This window comes from Parabacteroides faecis (genome assembly GCF_014647375.1).
Lineage (GTDB): Bacteria > Bacteroidota > Bacteroidia > Bacteroidales > Tannerellaceae > Parabacteroides > Parabacteroides faecis.
Map to the genome: position 1 here is coordinate 29,299 of NZ_BMPB01000012.1, position 17,636 is coordinate 46,934.

A 17,636-nucleotide genomic window follows, 5' to 3' on the forward strand; every position below is an offset into this window, starting at 1 on the left:
TTGTCAAGTGTTTAAGGAAAATAAAATATTTTAAAATTTGATTGTATGAATGAAATAATAGAAATGAAAGATATCTTAAAAGACTGGCAGAAACAATTTCCTATTTTGTCTCGATATTCATCTACAAGTCTGTATATGAAGGCTGATCTTGTTTTATTAGGATTAAAATTAGAGAAAGTTTTTTCTACTGTATATCGACCAACATTAATATGTCTTCCTTTATGGGAAAAATCAAAAAAAACAATTCCCATTTTCTGGTGTGAATTGTTAGATAATAAGAAATTACAATTTGATATTAAATATCAATTACATAATTACTTATTTCCAGCGGCGATTGAGTGCGCTAAAATACAATTTGGATTTGTTTTTAAAGAAGAGGTTTTATTAAGTGATTTATTTTTTTATTTGAATAAATATTTGTCTTATCGTTTATTAGAAAATGATCCTTTAATTTTGTATCGTTTGTTTGAATTTAAGTTAGCTATTGCTCTTTATTTTGATGATTTAAAATTGATAGATAATATTAAAATTGAAATAGAAAAAGAGTCAAAATTATGGGAACCTGAACGTTTTAAATATTTATTCGAAAAATCTATAGAAGAATGGAAAGATGATTTATATAGAAAATTTGAAAATAGGGATACTTTTATAGAACAATTGAATCAGAATGTTTCTGATAAGAAGATTTCAAAGCTGAAATCAGCTCATCTGCTGTTTTGATTTTTTAATAATATGGTAAGGCGAATAGTAATAAAAATAGGTGATGTATTTTGTGCTGAGATTGATAATCAGCACAAGAGATACTTTCAGTATATTGTGAATGACATGGAGCAATTGAATAGTTCTGTGATACGAGTGTTTAAAACTCATTATCCAATGGAACATAAACCAGTTTGTGATGAAGTTGTAAAAGATGAAGTTGAGTTTTATGCACATACGGTTCTGCGGGCAGGTATTGTAAATAATGCTTGGTACAAGGTTGGTAAGTCAAAAGATCTAGGAGGTGATGAATATATGGATGTACTGTTTGGAATAGCACAAGCCTGTATGGGAGATTCTCCTACAAATATAAAATGGGTAGATCCGGTAGAGAACTGGTATGTTTGGCATATAAATGAGCCAAGTGTTCGTATCGGAAGGCTTACAGAAGAATATCGGCATGTTGAGATGGGGCCGGTAATGTCTTATATTTCTATTGTTGATAGGCTTAGATATGGACATTATACAAATAAATTTCCAGGATATTAATCTGTAAAAGGAGATATGATGAGGTTAAATAAAAACTTATTGTCAAACAAAGATTGTACTAACTATTTATTTGGAAGTATAATCTTTGTTTGATATGAATTTAGGTGATTATATAATGATGAATGAAAGAGGTGATTAATATAAATAATGTTTCTTCTCGTTTGATTGATTTAAATTCGATAGATAATAGTGAGGAGATTATTATATCTAACTCAATTATAGATGAGATAAATTTTGCATCTTTGATATTTTCGAAGAAAGTCTGTATCTCTAAGTGTATAATTGATAAGTTTGTAATTCATTCAAGTTGGTTTGAAGGGGAACTGAATTTTGTTGATAATATTGTTCTTTCTGATATTGATTATCAAATGGGAGGACATAATATCACAAATTTTGTTTTGGAAAGAAATCTTTTTAATGGATTCTTTAGCTTTTTTGATTGTCAGTTTGAAGGAGATGTTATAGTTAAAAATAATATATTTAAAAAGGGGAGCGATCTTTTGCTTAAAGAGGATAAGGGATTTGATAATTTATTCGAACGACAGTTGATTATAGAGAATAATATAGGTCGTTTGGATATGTTTCTTGATTTAATATGAAAAAACGAATAGTAACAAAAATCGGTAATGTCTTTTGCGCAGAGATTGACGATAAATTTAAAAGATATTTTCAATATATCGTAAATGATATGGAAATGTTGAATAGTTCTGTGATACGGGTATTTAAAACTCATTATCCGATGGAACATAAGCCTGTTTGTGATGAAATTGTGAAAGATGAGGTGGAATTTTATGCACATACGGTTCTGCGGGTAGGTATTGTAAATAATGCTGGGTACAAGGTTGGTAAGTCAAAAGATCTAGGAGGTGATGAATATATGGATGTATTGTTTGGAATAGCACAAGCCTGTATGGGAGATTCTCCTACAAATCAGGTGCAGGTTTTGGCGCTGAGTTGAAAGCTGGATTCGTAGGAGGTGCGTTGAGTGCTGCTTTTAGTGGTATATCCGGTGGTTTGATACGTGGGTTTACGGATATGGCTAAAGGATATTCTTTTGGAATGGAAGAACAACCTCTGAGTTTGTAATAGGAAATTCAATAGAAAAGACAGATTATAAATCAATGGGAGATAATTATAATGACAGTTTTACTGCTGAATTGAATGATGAAAACCTGAGAACTAGAATTCAAGGAGAGCTTCTCAACCAGTAAAGGCATTTCAGTGGATGCAAAACGCTATTAGTCGACGTTTTTTTGGCACCCTGGTAGTTATGAAATTCCCTATATTTATAGGTTTAGATAATGAAATATATATTTGTCATACTATTTATGTTTTGTGCAAATCCTTTATTTGCACAAAGATATGTTTTGGGTGAAAGTAATTTCTTGAACCATTGGACTCAGGAGTATATGGATTGTCGGTTGTATCTATTGGACAATAAATATACTATGAAATTATCTTTGATATCAGATGATATCGTTTTTAATATGTTTCCCTTTTATGGGTATGTCCGAAAAGAGGGAAATTTGTATTATTTGAAAGATATTCCAACCAATGCTGAAATAGTCTTGGAAAAGGATAAGTCTGCTAATTTCAATATAAAAAAGGGCTTTTCATTTATGCAAAAGAAATGTCTTACTTATGAAGACAAAGCTGATAGTGATGATTTTTCTTGGTTTGATATCGATGTTGAGAATGATAAAAAGAAGAAAGATGTTCAATCAGTAAGAGATAAACAGTTACCTGATAAACTAAAATTTAGGTTTGGGGAATATATGAATGGGAATGTTCATGTGTCTCTTGAAGAAAATGGCTCATATACAATTGCATATAGATTTCAAGAGTATTTGATTGTAATTTCAGAAGGAAAATGGTCAACCAGAAATGGTATTTTAAAATTAAGAGATCCATTTCTTAATTATTCGTTTACAATGTTGATAAGCGTGGATAAAAAGTTGATTGCGATTGATTTTCCAAATGAACTGAACGAGGAGTGGATATACTCCTTTGTGGAAGAAGGGAATAAATATAAAAAAATAAATTTGTAGGAATAAAAATTCCTTATCCAGGCAAAAATATAATAAACGGGATCTATCTTTTTCCTCAAAAAGATCAAATGTATCCTTTTTCTATGTGGTAATTCTTTGTATAAGAGTGTGTAAGATAGAAATATGAAAAACAAAAAAAATGAAAATAGCAAACTTATTATTGATTTTACTTCTACCTATCTGTTTAGGTAGTTGCGCTCCGAAAGTAATAACCCATATCGAAAGAAGTTACTCTCCTCGTGCTGCGGCAGAGGAGGTTCATTTATATGGAGTGGGACAAACCGTACCGGAATCGGCAGAGTTGATAGGAACTGTAAAGGTAGTGGATAGTGGAGCTTCAACCAAATGTAATTATGACCAGGTTGTTGCACTGGCAAAACAGACAACCTCCAAAAACGGAGGAAATGCGTTAGCCCTGACCGATCATCGGGAGCCTTCTTTTTTATTCCAAGCAAACAATTCTTTTCGTATACCATTGATGGAGGTGGAATTATATTTGGCAAAGTATAGTAATAATAGAATATTATTAGACAGTATCATGAATAATATTGATAAAAAATCAAAAAAAATGGCATCCTGATCATTTTAATATATCTATTGAACTTTGGAAAAAGGAGTTGTTTGAAAAAGTGGATCACTGGGATAAGGTTCTTTGTTGTATTCAGAATAATTTGAATAATCCTAAAATAGCAAAACTGAATAAGGCCCATCTGATATTTTAAGATATAAAGAAAACGCAGTCAAAATATTAACATATTCTAAAATCACCGGACAATTACCTCATGACAATTGTCTGATGATTTTATGATTGATAGGCCTACGTACGAGGTTACAGTCGCTCAAATGACTGTTGCATCCACAGGATTTATACCTGGAGCTACTATAGGTGCTGTAGGAGGTGCTACAAGTGGCTTTGTATTAAACACTGGAAATAGTTTGATGGATGGCGAGCGATTTGGTGGAGCTTTGCAGAGTGGACTAATGGGAGGTCTAACTCCTAGTAATTATAATTTAGGAAATACTATAAAATCAATGTGGCTTTATTAAATTTGTAACTATGCTAAAATCTTTTTATAACTTAAAAAAAACTTTAGTTCAAATATATGAGCTGAAAAATTCTTTTTTTGAAAAAAATATTTCATGTTATTTAGAAATGATAAATAATAGGGAGTATTGTATTTATTTTATTATTGGACCAGGTGATGATAGGTTGATTTTATTTCTGTCTTTCGGATCAATGTCTGTGAAGGGGAGTAGTATTTTTTTGACTGATATAGGAAGTAATTCGACTTTAATTCTGGAAAAAAGAAACAATATTGATCTATTTGTAAAAAAAGGTTTTAAATTAATGCATGGGAAATATTTTATTTATGTAGATGAATCAGACTCTTTTACACATAAATCTATATTGGATATAAACGGTGAATCAGAAAAAAGAAAGAAGAAAGTAGAGGACTATTTAAGTTTAATAAACTCAGATCGTATCCCTTTACAATTAGGAGTGTATGATAATGGATATGTTTATTTAGATATAAATATAAATTTTGATTTTAGAATCTATTATTTGATAGAAAGAAAAGTTTTTTTGTTATCAGAAGGTAAATGGATGAAAGATGGTAATAAATTGCAGTTATATGACTCATGTTTGGACTATTATTTTTTACTCCTAATTGATTCTGGATCATTAATTTCAGTTTATTTTCCAAATGAGATAAATGAGAGTGATCGATATTATTTAGTTAAAAATGGATTGTATGCATTTATTATGAGATGAGTGTTAATATATACCAGAATAATACAACATGATATTATTTAGAGTCTGTTTGTCGGTGCGGCTTCGGGTGTGGCTGGTGCATGGGCTGGTGGAGCTGTGGCTGGGTCGATAACAGCGGGCGGTTTCATTCATGGAAGTCTATCAGGTTTGGCTGGTGGATTTGGTGGAGGTTTTGTTGGTTGTTTCGGAAATACTTGGTTATCAGGTGCTGGTTTTGGCGTTGGGTTGAAAGCTGGATTCGTTGGAGGTGCGTTGAGTGCTGCTTTTAGTGGTATATCCGGTGGTTTGATACGTGGGTTAACGGATATGGCTAAAGGGTATTCATTTTGGGATGGAACAAAAACTTCTCAATTTGTAGTGGGAAAAGCTGGAAATTATAATGATATTGCAAAAACATACAATGCAAGTGCAGATGCTGGAATTAATGATGCTAAGTTGAAAAATAGACTTTGGTCTGAGTTTGATGTTGTGGAGGGAAATTTTAGAATTGACATTCAATGTTAAATATGTGAAAAAGTTTTCTGAAAGTATAGCTTATAAATATTCCGCATCTACTTATATGACTGTGGGAAAAGTGTTTGAAGCTGTTGATATGATGAGAACAGCAACTAGACTTGGTTATTGGAATGCATCTGGAGCTGTGAACTACTATAAAAGCATAGGGGTTCCTAGTATTTGGTGGTAATGTTAATTTTATTTAACGGCATGAATGCTTCTCAGAATATTATATATGATGAATATGTCTTGTCTGATGTATCCGGGTTGAGATATATCAATATAACGCGAAATAATAGAATGATAGGTGTGAATATAAGGATTGTTCTTTTATTGATAAATAAGACTTATTACAGTATGAGGATTGATCTTCTTGGGTATAATCCAAATATTGAGACTTTATTTTCTTATGGATGTTTTAATCAAGAAAATAATGTTGTCTTCTTGAAAGATGTTCCTTCCGGATTTCAAATGGTTCTGGAAAAAATAGATGAATTGTCTTTTCTTTGTAAGAAAGGTTTTTATTTTTTAGAAAATAAAATATTTCAATATAAGGAAAGTTCTTCTATTGAAGAATATTTCCCTATTGATAGATGGATTGTAGAACATAGAAAAAGAGAAGATTTGTTTAGAAAAGAAAAATTGAATTATCCTATACCTTTTAAATTAGGTACTTATGGGCATAGTCTAATAATAGAAGTAAATAATCGATATAAGTTATTCGAAGATGCTGATGTTGATCTACGTTTGCTATTATCTGAAGGCTCATGGAGAAAGGATGGAAATGAATTAAGATTATATGATTCTAGTCTTGATTATTCATTTCTATTGTTAATTAGAAACGATGATTTGTTAAAAATCGTTATCCAGACAATAATATAATAAACGGGATCTATCTTTTTCCTCAAAAAGATCAAATGTATCCTTTTACTATGTGGTAATTCTGTGTATAAAAGTATGTAAGGTAACAGCATAAAATACGAAAATAATGAAAATAGCAAACTTATTATTGATTTTACTTCTACCTATCTGTTTAGGTAGTTGCGCTCCGAAAGTAATAACCCATATCGAAAGAAGTTACTCTCCTCGTGCTGCAGCGGAGGAGGTGCATTTATATGGAGTGGGACAAACCGTGCCAGAATCGGCAGAGTTGATAGGAACTGTAAAGGTGGTGGATAGTGGAGCTTCAACCAAATGTAATTATGACCAGGTTGTTGCACTGGCAAAACAGACAACCTCCAAAAACGGAGGAAATGCGTTAGCCCTGACCGATCATCGGGAGCCTTCTCTTTTAGGAAGCAGTTGCCACCAAATAGCAGGCAATATGTTGTGGATAGGTGATGCGACCAATCTGGAAACTGAAATTGCTCCGGTAGTTACGACTTCCGGTCGTGATAATAATGCAGGTGTTTCTAAAAGTTCGTTTTATCATAGTACGATCTATGCCAATATCGGTTATGCCTTTATGACGAATAAATTTTATCTTCCCAACGGAGCGTCGGGTCATCCCAGGAAAGGAATGGATTGGCAAGTCGGTTATGATTGGGTGTCAAGGAGTGGTTTTGGCGCTGGTCTGATGTATTCGGGATATAAGTCATCTTACAGTTATTCCCATGTGGATGTGAATGTAGGGCTTGCTTATATTGCTCCTCAGTTCGTGATGAAACAAAAAGTGGGTCGTTGGGGAATAGAAGAAAAGTTCGGCATCGGTTATTTTAAATATCGTGAATCGGCGAAAGGAGTTAGTGAATCGCTATCGGGATTTGGGTATAACTTCCTGATCGGAGCAGAATATTATTTGTCTGATCATATAGGAATCGGAGCGAATTTAGGGTATATTGGCAGTTCTCTTCCTAAACAGGATAATATGGACTATAAGGATGGAGAACATTCGGGAATATTTCGTTTGCATCTGGATGCTGGAATACGTTTTCATTTCTGATAGATTACGGATTGTTTTTTGGGTAGAGGATATACTGGATATGAATATCTTCTTTGGTTCGATGTAGTTAATATGAATGCCCGTTTGTATGATCGATCCGGTCTTGGAACGTTTCTTAAGTCCGGTTCCATTTTTAAGAAATCACCTAAAACAATAAAAATGAAATACTACGTTATGATTTAAAATGGCAGTCATGAAGTTGAAGATGCTTCGGCAGTAGAAACTGTTATAAAGATACGAATAATGGATTTAGAGGAAAATAAAATATCACTGGCGGCTATTAGGCAATATTTAAAGTTGCTTATATCTAATGTAGATGTGTTTACGAGACTGGAGTTTAAAACATTGCGGGGATGGATGCTATATTCACTCTCTCTAGTGTTTGCCCTCTGTATTCCTTGTGTAATCATTCTTTTTATTACCGGACTCTTATCGGGGAATATAGAATTAGAATTATTAGTAGCAGTATCTCTGATTCCTTTTATGTTTATTTTGCCCTTGACGTTACTGCTTACTTTTATTCATAATTACAGGTTGCCTAAGGTGTTGAGAAAATGCATATTAAACGGATTAGAGCGTTATCGTTGGGATGGTCCGATACAACAGGTTGGACAAACGGCCTTTGAGTGTTTCAGGGATGGTTGTCTTTTTAGGACAGAAGTCCGTTTGTGGAAAGATAAAGGACGCGAGAGAAGATTCATCTCTATGATTATACCTTATTTTATTCCCAAGTCGGTAGAGGATGAAGAGAAGTATATGAATGATGTGGATAGCTACTTGGAGGGAAGATGTATTTTTGAGATAAAGCAGGATATGGCATTTATTATGGTTCCGGTTAAGCTTTTCCCTCGATTGGATTTGGGTGGAAGTATCACTTGAAACCGAAATTCCGGCTTTGGAATGAATTGGACTACATCAGGTGTTTATAGTGAAAATGGAAACATAACATTCAAGTTGGATGTCAGCGTATAAGGTTTTGGGAATGAATGATATATATTAACTAAATTGGTGAATGATTATAGTAAATTAGATTTTAATCATTTAAATATTAAGCCATGGTAACAATGTTTGTGAAAAAATATATTTTAATTCTTTTGGTAAATATTTTTTTTATGAGAGGTTATGCTACGAATGATGGTAGAAATGAGTATTTATTGTTTGAAAATTTCTTGGAAGAAAAATTGTTACCAGCAGATTTCTCTACTATTAATAGTAATATAATAACTGACAGTATTTTTTTTAATGAAAAACTATTATTATATCCCCATGAAAAATCAAAAATAACAGGAGATATGTTAAATTTTTTATCTGATATTGATTTGATAAATAATAAGGAATCTTATGAGGATATTGATGATAATAATTGTTCGAAAAACTATGATAAGTTTCTGGAGTCAAGAAAAAATAATTTGAAATTGTATAATATAGGAAGAATTATAATTTCAAAAGAATTTGAGAGTTTTATCATTTTGTCAATTGATGGAGATGAAAATGAGTATAATTGGGTAAGAAATCTTTATTTGATAAATGTGAATAATCAAAAGTGTAAATCATTAACAAGGATATCTTGTTATGCTTGCTTTGATGGTGAATCTCTTTGTCTTTATACAGAAAGAAAAGCAAATAATTTGTTTGTATTGCAAGATGAATATATTAATTGTAATTTGTCTATGGTCGATGAAATACAGAAAAAATCATCTGTAGTGAAATTTATGTATGATAAAAAAGGAATGGTGAAAATATTAAAATGATAAATGGAAAACAAATTTGTTATAAACTTAATTTCAGCAGAGTACATTTTTATTTTAGTTTTTATCATCAAAGTCTTTTAATAGAAGTAGTATGAATGATTAGTTTGGATGGAATATGAAGTATATTTTAAGAATATGTATTGTTTTTCTTTCCTTGAGTGCTAAAGCGTATGCTCAATCTCCAGTCTCTTTCCGGGTAAAGGCTGGCGCAGGAATTGCGAGTATGTGGGGTAAGAACACGGAGGAAAATGCTAAATTCGCTTATAAGGTGGGCGTTGGAATGGAATATGGTTTTAATAAAACCTGGGCGTTACAACCTTCTTTGAATTTTGTTTCAAAGGGATCTAAAGAAGATGGAAAAGATTTGGGAAAGGCTACGGTGAATATGCTTTATCTTGAATTGCCTGTTATGTTGTCAGCCCGGCTGCATCTTACGAAAACATCTAACCTGGTTATTTCGGGAGGACCTTATATGGTTTATGGAGTAGGAGGCAAAACATCGATCGATGTATGGTTACCGATTCCGGGTACTACAGGATTTCATAACGTTCATAAAGAATATAAACTCAATACCTTTGGTAATATGACCGATGGGAATATGGGATGCAAACGCTTTGATGCCGGAGTTGGACTGGGAATTGCCTATGAGTACCGGAGAATTGTAGTTGGATTGGAAGGACAGTTGGGACTGGTCAAAGTACATGATGGAGTTAGCGGACTTTCCGAGTTGGAGAATATGACTGAACTAAAAGACTATGCTCCTAAAAATCTATTGATGTTAGTCTCGGTAGGATATAATTTTTAATTGTGTTAAGTTCGGATAATATGACATATCCTCAATCGTACTCATTTGGGAATGACAACACATGGCGGGATGCGAAATCGAAATGGAATAACATGCCGATACCAATTTCTTGTAGCTTATATTTGTTACAGGAGAATCGCTATTATATTGATATTAGTATTTGGGAGTCGGATGATATTGTTTTTGGAATGTTTCCGTCTTATGGCACTTTTTACAAAAGAGGAAAGTTTTATTATTTAGAGGATATCTCAAGTGGAGCTGAGCTTGTATTGAAAGAAGTGAAGTATTCCAATTTATTGGTGAAGAAAGGCTTTTGTTTTATGAAAAATGAGTGTTTTTTCAAGGATGAATATACTTATGATTCGGATGAGAATATGATTGATTTTGAGGAAGAAGCCGTGAAAAGACAAAGGAGGGAACTGGATTTATTGAAGAATAAACAAACAGATCCTGTGCCTTTGCAATTGGGTGTCTATAAAAATGGAACTATTTCGTTGTTTTTAGAGCTTGATTTTCATTATAGAATTCTTTTTTTCAGTGAGAGTCCTCTTTGCTTACTTTCAGAAGGGAAATGGGAAAAACACGGAAATGTACTGCATTTGTATGATCCTTCTCTGAATTATACGTTTTTGGCCTTTGTAGATGTGAAGGGTGTAAAAATGATTCGTTTTCCGAATTGTGGCTATCCAGATTGGATGTATGACTTATCTATAGGATATCCGTTTATTATGAGATGAATGAGAAAATCGTTATTCGATGTCAGGTTCGCTTATGTAGAGTTTCATTATTTCTTTGTTAAAGAATAGGAGGTATATTGCATATCCGATGTTTTTGTTTAATTTTGTTTAAAATAAGGAAGTTGTTGTGAGATATTAAGATTGATGGATTTCGAGAACTTTTATATAACATGGTATTCACGTGTCAAACATTTTGCACGCGACTATGTCCTTTCTGATGAGGAAGCAGAAAACATTACACAGGATGTTTTTCTTGATTTCTATCAAAAGAGAGATACTTTGGATTTCCATATAAACGTAATAGCCTATCTGTTTACCTCTGTAAAGAACAGATGTATAGACTATCTGCGGCGTAAATTACTGGAACAGGAAGCAGCCACGAAAATGCAGGAGGATTTTGATCTGTCCTTCCGTATGAAGTTCGATTCTTTGGAAGCGTTCGATGTGGATGGACTTTCGGAGGATAATATAAAGGATATAATAGAAAAAGCACTTAACGCACTTCCCGAACGATGCCGCGAAATATTTATATTAAGCAAGTTGGAAGGGAAAAAACAGAAAGAGATAGCAGAAGAACTGAATGTATCTGTCAAAACTATTGAAACACAGATGACTATAGCTTATAAAAAGTTAAGGGAAGAGCTGAAAAACCATTTACCTCTATTGTTGTTTATTTTGTCTTCCTGGGAAAATTGAGAAAAACTGAAAAATAATCCGATTTCTTTAGGGGGATTATTTTTTCTGTTCGTTTACTATATAAAGAATAGTGAATAATGGACGAAAGAATCATAAAATATTGTCAGGGAATATTATCGAAGCAAGAACAGGACCGACTTTTAAAAGAAGCCTATAATGATCCTGTACTTAAATCTCAAATAATAGATTATCAACACGTGCATAGCCTGTTGGAGTTGGCTCCGGAAAAAGCCGATTCCCTGCAGGGACACGAGGGATATGGCAATTTTAAAAGACTTGTAGATTCTCAAAGGAGAAAAGTGTGGCTGATTTCGTTTAGCCGGTATGCAGCAATACTAGCGATCGCTTTTGTGTCTGCATGGATGCTGGCGTCTTACTATTTCTCCGGTAATATCACAGAGAAACAAGAGTTGATAGCTTTTCAGCAGGAGTTAGTGGTTCCTTCCGGTCAACGTGCAGAGCTTACGTTGCCCGATGGAACGAAAGTTTGGTTGAATGCCGGTTCCAAATTATCTTATCCTTCTTTCTTTGAAAAGGAACGGAAAGTCTTTTTGTCGGGGGAAGGTTTTTTTAGTGTTGCTAAGAATGAAAAAGTACCTTTCATCGTTTCTACCCGGACGATAGATGTTAAAGCTTTAGGTACCCAGTTCAACGTGTTTAGTTATCCGGAAAGTGATTATACCAGTGTTTATCTTCAGGAAGGAAAAGTAAAAGCTTACTTTCCCTCTTCCGAAACAGAAGGGGTAGAACTTTCTCCGGAACAATATCTGATACAGGAAGGAAAACAATTTAAACTATCTACCATGGACCCCGATGATCTGTTATGGCGCGAAGGTATTTACACCTTCAAAAGACAGAAGCTGGCAAGTATTATAAAGAAACTTGAATTATACTATGATGTAAAGATCATAGTGAAGGATAAAGAAATATTGGATTACGAATATGTCGGGAAATTCCGTCAGAGGGATGGTGTTATGGAGATATTGCGGTTAATCCAGCGGATACATAAGTTTAAAATCAACAAAGATGATGACCTGAATCAAATAGTGCTGAGTAAGTAAAATAATTATTAACCTTAAAAAATAATATGTATGAGTCCATGAAGAATTAAAAAAAAATCGGCAGATATTGGCGTATCTACCGATTTAGCGAAAAGCAAACCCATTTGTGTTCAAAAAATTAGTATTTACTTAACAAAACAAAGATATGAAAATAAATCCTTTGTTAACGCATATCCTGTGTCTAAAAAATTATCAAAAGGCATTCAGAATTATGAAACTATCCTTTTTTATCCTGTTTGTTTGTGCTTGTCAGTTGTTCGCTGTGAATACGGAAGCGCAAAATGCTGTTATCGAATTGAACTCTAATAAAATTTCAATAGAAGAGCTTTTTAAAGAGATTGAAAAACAGACTGATTATCTGGTGATCTATAGTACAAGCGGTGTTCGTTCAAACTTTGAATTATCATTAACGAAAAAGAAAGCAAAAGTATCCGAATATTTGGAGGAAGCTTTAGCCGGACATAACTTGAAATATGAGTTTGTGAATAATTACATAATCCTGTCGAGTTTGGAGGTAAAACAATCCCAACAGGATAAAAAACAATTGCAAGGAACTGTTTATGACCAGAATGGAGAACCAGTCATTGGTGCGAATGTAATAGAAAAAGGTACTCACAATGGAACGGTTACAGATATCGATGGTAAATTCTCTCTTGCTATAGGAAAAAATAGTTCTTTGGAAATTACCTTTATCGGTTATTTGGCACAATCTGTAACACCTAAAGACAATACAATCAATATTTATCTGAAGGAAGATTTACAAACTCTTGACGAGGTGGTTGTAGTTGGTTATGGTGTACAGAAAAAGGTAAATGTAATTGGAGCTGTAGCTGCAGTTAATTCTGAATCGATCGGAAACAGGCCTGTGACTAATATATCCAATGCTATTCAAGGTCTGTTGCCTGGGGTGTCGGTTACTTCCGATACAGGACAGCCAGGGCGTGATAACCCCACACTGCGTGTTCGCGGAACCGGAACATTAAATAACTCGAATCCTATGTATGTTGTGGATGGAATGCCTGTAAGCGGTATCAGTGACATCGATCCGAATGATATTGAAAGCTTATCTGTTCTGAAAGATGCTTCATCTGCTGCTATTTATGGATCACGTGCTGCTAACGGTGTAATTCTCATCACAACCAAAAAAGGAACGGAAAGAGCTCCCCGTTTAAAATATGACGGATATGTAGGATGGCAGAATGCAATTAGTTTACCGGAATATCTGTCTTCTGCGGAATATGCAGAGTTGTATAATAAGGCTTTGGTCTATGAAGGTAAAGCTCCGAGATATACAACGGAAGAGATCGCTCTGTTTAAAAACGGATCTGATCCGGATAATTATCCGGATACGGATTGGCATGATCTGTTTTATAAGACAGGGTTTATGCAAAATCATAGAGCAGAAATAAGCGGCGGAAATGGTGGGACATCCTATATGTTTTCGGTCGGTTATTTAGGACAAGATGGTATCGTTAAGAATTCTGAATATGATCGTTATACAGTAAGAGGTAATGTGAATTCAAAAATAAGCAATGTGATTACAGCTGGTGTAAATCTGTCTTTTATGTATGGAGATATGAAAGAACCTATTTCTGCGAAAACTGGGTCGACAGGTTCTTTATTCACTATGATAAATACAATAGCTCCCTTTGTTCCTTATAAATATTCGAATGGCTATTATGGTTATAATTCCGATGGTAATCCGATATCCAATTTGGATATTAATAATATAAATAACGAAAAATGGTACTCAAGTCGCGCTGTAGGAAATATTACTTATGAACCGATTAAAGGGTTAAAACTTCAGGAAAATGTCGGATTTGAATACAAAGCGAATGTAGCGGAATGTTTCAAAAAAGATCAGCAGTTCTATAATTGGAAAACCGGTTCTCCAAGTATGTATATCGGTCCTAATAGTCAAACGGATGAACGTAATAATCAATTACGTGTCAATTTGCAGACATTAATTAATTATAATAAGACTTTCGGACCTCATGATATAGGTATTATGGGAGGATTCGAACAGGAGTACACTCGTTATGACTGGACAAAAGGATATCGGATCAATTTCCTTAATAATGACTTGTGGGAATTGAATGCCGGTTCTCCGGATGGACAACAAGCTTCCGGTTCTGCCTATGAAATAGCTCTCCGTTCTTTCTTTGGCCGTTTAAGCTATATTTACGATAACAGATATTTATTGGAGGTCAATATCAGAAGGGACGGAACTTCTCGCATTGCTCAAAGTACACGATGGGGTAATTTCCCTTCTTTCTCTGCTGCCTGGAGAATTATTAATGAATCGTTTATGGAAGGAACCCGGGATATTTTGTCTGATTTGAAACTTCGTGGAGGTTGGGGTAGATTAGGAAACCAGGCGATATCCAATTATCCTTATCAATCGGTTCTTGCACAGAAGAACTATGCATTGGGTGGTTCTGTTTATCAGGGTGTTGCTCCTGTTGACGGAGCAAACAAGGACATCAAATGGGAGACAACGGAAACGATCAATTTGGGATTGGATGTTGCTTTCTTATCCAATCAGTTTGTTTTGTCGGTCGATGCATATAAGAAAAAGACATATGATATATTAATGAAATTACCGGTCAGTCCGCTTTACGGATTATCAGCTCCTTATCAAAATGCAGGGGAGGTTCATAATACAGGAGTTGAACTTCAATTAGGATATAAATATGCACATAAAGATTGGACAGTAGATGTTACTGCGAACACTGCTTATAATAAAAATGAGATCGTAGATTTAAAAAATAACGGTGCACGCATCTGGGATGGATATAAATTCCTGCAGGAAGGGTATTCCATTGATTCCTATGGCGGATTTATTGTAGACGGTATTTTCCAAAATGAGGAAGATGTTAAGAATAATGCAGTGATAAATAGAGCAAATGCCGGTCCGGGTGATTTTAAGTATAGAGACGTAAAAGAGGATGGCGTTATAGATGCAGAAGATCGCGTTTATCTGGGATGTAGTACTCCTAAATGGATATTTGGTTTGAACTTGTCCGCTACATGGAAAAATCTGGATGCATCGGTGTTCTTCCAAGGGGCTGCTGATGCGAAAGGATTTCTTCATTCATGGGCAGTCGGCGAATTGATGGGAGATAAATCGAAGCCATCTTCCCTGTATCGGGATGCATGGGATGCAGAGACCAATCCTGACGGGAAATTTCCAAGGCCATTGTCATCCTGGTCGCAGAACAGCAGTATATATTATAATTCGTCATTTTGGATGAGAAATGCTTCCTATCTGCGATTGAAAAATCTCCAGGTTGGGTATACAATACCAAAAGAATGGCTGAATATCCTTAATATAGAAAAAGTACGATTTTATTATAGTGGCCAGAATATGCTTACCATCACAAAATATCCAAAAGGATTTGATCCGGAAAGAACGTATACGGACGGTGGTTCCAATCCTCTGTTAAGAGCGCATACGTTTGGTGTAAATATTGTTTTCTAATTTAATACGATGAAAAAATGAGAAATATAATTTATTCGATAATAGGTGCGCTGTTTTTATCAGCGTGCAGCAGTGATTTTTTGGAAAGAAATCCATTGGACCAGCCTTCAAACGAAGGATTCTGGAATACGGAAAAAGATGCTGTAGCTGCGGCTATGGGATGTTATGACGGGTGGTTTTCAATGACAGAGGTGATATCTTTAGATTGTGCTTCTGATAATGCACATGATCCGTTCCCTTGGGAAGGATGGTCGGTTCAGGCTTCCGGGTATGCAACACCTTCTGATCCGGGGACAGATTATTTTGGATATAGCAAAATGGTCCGTTACAATAATTTTCTGGAAAATATTCATCGTCCGGAAATGGATGATGCATTGAGAACCAGACTAACTGCGGAAGTCCGGTTTTTGCGTGCATGGGATTACTTTTGGAAAGTTTTGTTTTATGGTGATATCCCTTTGGTAAAAGAAGTTTTACCTATAACAGATGCGAATAAACCGCGTAATCCGAAAGAAGAAGTTATTCAGTTTATTTTGGACGAACTTACCGAGATAGCACCTCAACTAGAGATTAAATATACAGGAAATGATGTGGGGCGTGTTACACGTGGAGCTGCATTGACATTAAAAGCGAGGATGTTGTTGTATAATAATCAATATGCAGATTGTCTGAAAGCATGTGAAGAAATTATGAAACTCGGATATTCCTTGTTTCCGGATTACAGAGGTTTGTTTCGAATTTCGAACAAGAATAATCAGGAAATAATCATGGATGTTCAGTATGTTGAAAATTTATATTCTAATGAGACATTGGGTATATTGCCTCCTGCCAGTAGCGGAGGGTGGTGTTCTATCAATCCGACACAAAGTTTGGTGGATGTATATGAATGTATAGATGGAAAAACGATAGGAGAATCGCCTCTTTACGATCCTGACCAACCTTATCAGAATCGTGATCCTCGACTTAGTGCCAGTATTTTATGTCCGGGTGACCTGTACGAGGGAAAATACTATGATCCGATAGATCAGAACGATCCCAATGGAGATTATTATGCTCCTTACGGACGTTCTAAAACAGGTTATCTGGTTCGTAAATATGTGGATAATTTGGGTGATTATGCTGATATGTGGAATACGGCTATGAATGCTATCGTGATGCGTTATGCAGAAGTCTTATTAATGTATGCAGAGTGTAAAGTAGAATTAGGGGAAATAGATGCTTCTGTCTATGACGTACTTAATGAACTTCGTGATCGTGCCGGTATGCGTGAAGTCGATAAAACGGTTTATGCGACTCAAGCGAAAATGAGAGAACTGGTGCGGCGCGAACGTCGTGTAGAACTGGCTTTGGAAGGATTACGCTGGTTTGATGTTTGTCGTTGGAAGATTGGTGAAGAGGTAATGCCCGGGCAGGTTTACGGATGTCGTTTAGGAACAGTGGATCCTGTAACCGGTAAATTGGCTTTAACGGAGGAACGGATCAAGACGGAAGTTCGGATTTTTGATCCTGCGAAGCATTACCTGTGGCCTATTCCACAAACAACGATCGATGCAGCTTCTGAGATAAAACAAAATCCGGGGTACTGATAAAATATCCGG

The 17,636-nt window shown here is 34.8% G+C and carries 20 protein-coding genes; all 20 read left to right on the top strand.

The window, feature by feature from the left end; translation table 11 throughout:
• Nucleotides 1–45: 45 nt before the first annotated feature.
• The 20 genes from IEY67_RS17335 (at nt 46) to IEY67_RS17425 (ending at nt 17,624) form a co-directional block, all read left to right on the top strand.
• Nucleotides 46–720: a hypothetical protein gene (locus IEY67_RS17335; protein ID WP_183671123.1), complete on the top strand. Its 675-nt coding sequence runs from the start codon at nt 46–48 to the stop codon at nt 718–720.
• Between the two features lie 12 nt (nt 721–732).
• The gene (locus tag IEY67_RS17340) at nt 733–1,248 is read left to right on the top strand and encodes a hypothetical protein (RefSeq protein ID WP_183671122.1); all 516 of its coding nucleotides are present in this window, start codon (nt 733–735) and stop codon (nt 1,246–1,248) included.
• Nucleotides 1,249–1,370: 122 nt separating this feature from the next.
• A complete protein-coding gene (locus IEY67_RS17345; RefSeq protein ID WP_183671121.1) occupies nt 1,371–1,847 on the top strand; it encodes a hypothetical protein in 477 nt (158 codons plus the stop codon).
• Nucleotides 1,844–2,206 (top strand): hypothetical protein, encoded by a 363-nt coding sequence (locus tag IEY67_RS17350; RefSeq protein ID WP_183671120.1) that lies wholly within the window; start codon nt 1,844–1,846, stop codon nt 2,204–2,206. Before IEY67_RS17345 ends, IEY67_RS17350 begins: the two co-directional genes overlap by 4 nt.
• Entirely contained in the window at nt 2,203–2,334 is a 132-nt protein-coding gene (locus IEY67_RS25340) for a hypothetical protein (protein ID WP_262889865.1), read from the top strand. The genes IEY67_RS17350 and IEY67_RS25340 overlap by 4 nt, the downstream gene beginning before the upstream one ends.
• Before the next feature lie 362 nt (nt 2,335–2,696).
• Nucleotides 2,697–3,296 (top strand): hypothetical protein, encoded by a 600-nt coding sequence (locus IEY67_RS17355; RefSeq protein WP_183671119.1) that lies wholly within the window; start codon nt 2,697–2,699, stop codon nt 3,294–3,296.
• Between the two features lie 139 nt (nt 3,297–3,435).
• Nucleotides 3,436–3,876, top strand: coding sequence for a hypothetical protein (locus tag IEY67_RS17360; protein ID WP_229801115.1), 441 nt, complete (start codon nt 3,436–3,438; stop codon nt 3,874–3,876).
• A 263-nt stretch (nt 3,877–4,139) separates the two neighbouring features.
• Nucleotides 4,140–4,343 carry a hypothetical protein gene (locus IEY67_RS17365; RefSeq protein WP_183671118.1) on the top strand — a complete coding sequence of 68 codons (204 nt, stop codon included), beginning with the start codon at nt 4,140–4,142 and terminating at the stop codon, nt 4,341–4,343.
• A gap of 10 nt (nt 4,344–4,353) precedes the next feature.
• A complete protein-coding gene (locus tag IEY67_RS17370; RefSeq protein ID WP_183671117.1) occupies nt 4,354–5,070 on the top strand; it encodes a hypothetical protein in 717 nt (238 codons plus the stop codon).
• Between the two features lie 147 nt (nt 5,071–5,217).
• Nucleotides 5,218–5,574: a hypothetical protein gene (locus IEY67_RS17375; RefSeq protein WP_183671116.1), complete on the top strand. Its 357-nt coding sequence runs from the start codon at nt 5,218–5,220 to the stop codon at nt 5,572–5,574.
• Nucleotides 5,575–5,775: 201 nt separating this feature from the next.
• Entirely contained in the window at nt 5,776–6,447 is a 672-nt protein-coding gene (locus IEY67_RS17380; protein WP_183671115.1) for a hypothetical protein, read from the top strand.
• 106 nt (nt 6,448–6,553) lie between these two features.
• Nucleotides 6,554–7,507: an outer membrane beta-barrel protein gene (locus tag IEY67_RS17385; RefSeq protein WP_183671114.1), complete on the top strand. Its 954-nt coding sequence runs from the start codon at nt 6,554–6,556 to the stop codon at nt 7,505–7,507.
• A gap of 243 nt (nt 7,508–7,750) precedes the next feature.
• Nucleotides 7,751–8,386, top strand: coding sequence for a hypothetical protein (locus IEY67_RS17390; protein WP_183671113.1), 636 nt, complete (start codon nt 7,751–7,753; stop codon nt 8,384–8,386).
• 176 nt (nt 8,387–8,562) lie between these two features.
• Nucleotides 8,563–9,258, top strand: a complete 696-nt coding sequence (locus IEY67_RS17395; RefSeq protein ID WP_183671112.1) for a hypothetical protein — start codon at nt 8,563–8,565, stop codon at nt 9,256–9,258.
• Nucleotides 9,259–9,373: 115 nt separating this feature from the next.
• Nucleotides 9,374–10,063: a porin family protein gene (locus IEY67_RS17400; RefSeq protein WP_183671111.1), complete on the top strand. Its 690-nt coding sequence runs from the start codon at nt 9,374–9,376 to the stop codon at nt 10,061–10,063.
• 92 nt (nt 10,064–10,155) lie between these two features.
• Nucleotides 10,156–10,800 (top strand): hypothetical protein, encoded by a 645-nt coding sequence (locus IEY67_RS17405; RefSeq protein ID WP_183671110.1) that lies wholly within the window; start codon nt 10,156–10,158, stop codon nt 10,798–10,800.
• Between the two features lie 144 nt (nt 10,801–10,944).
• Nucleotides 10,945–11,496, top strand: coding sequence for an RNA polymerase sigma-70 factor (locus IEY67_RS17410; protein WP_122375917.1), 552 nt, complete (start codon nt 10,945–10,947; stop codon nt 11,494–11,496).
• A gap of 77 nt (nt 11,497–11,573) precedes the next feature.
• Nucleotides 11,574–12,557 carry a FecR family protein gene (locus IEY67_RS17415; RefSeq protein ID WP_183671109.1) on the top strand — a complete coding sequence of 328 codons (984 nt, stop codon included), beginning with the start codon at nt 11,574–11,576 and terminating at the stop codon, nt 12,555–12,557.
• A gap of 211 nt (nt 12,558–12,768) precedes the next feature.
• The gene (locus tag IEY67_RS17420) at nt 12,769–16,038 is read left to right on the top strand and encodes a TonB-dependent receptor (protein WP_183671108.1); all 3,270 of its coding nucleotides are present in this window, start codon (nt 12,769–12,771) and stop codon (nt 16,036–16,038) included.
• 17 nt (nt 16,039–16,055) lie between these two features.
• Nucleotides 16,056–17,624 carry a RagB/SusD family nutrient uptake outer membrane protein gene (locus IEY67_RS17425; protein WP_183671107.1) on the top strand — a complete coding sequence of 523 codons (1,569 nt, stop codon included), beginning with the start codon at nt 16,056–16,058 and terminating at the stop codon, nt 17,622–17,624.
• Nucleotides 17,625–17,636: the final 12 nt, after the last annotated feature.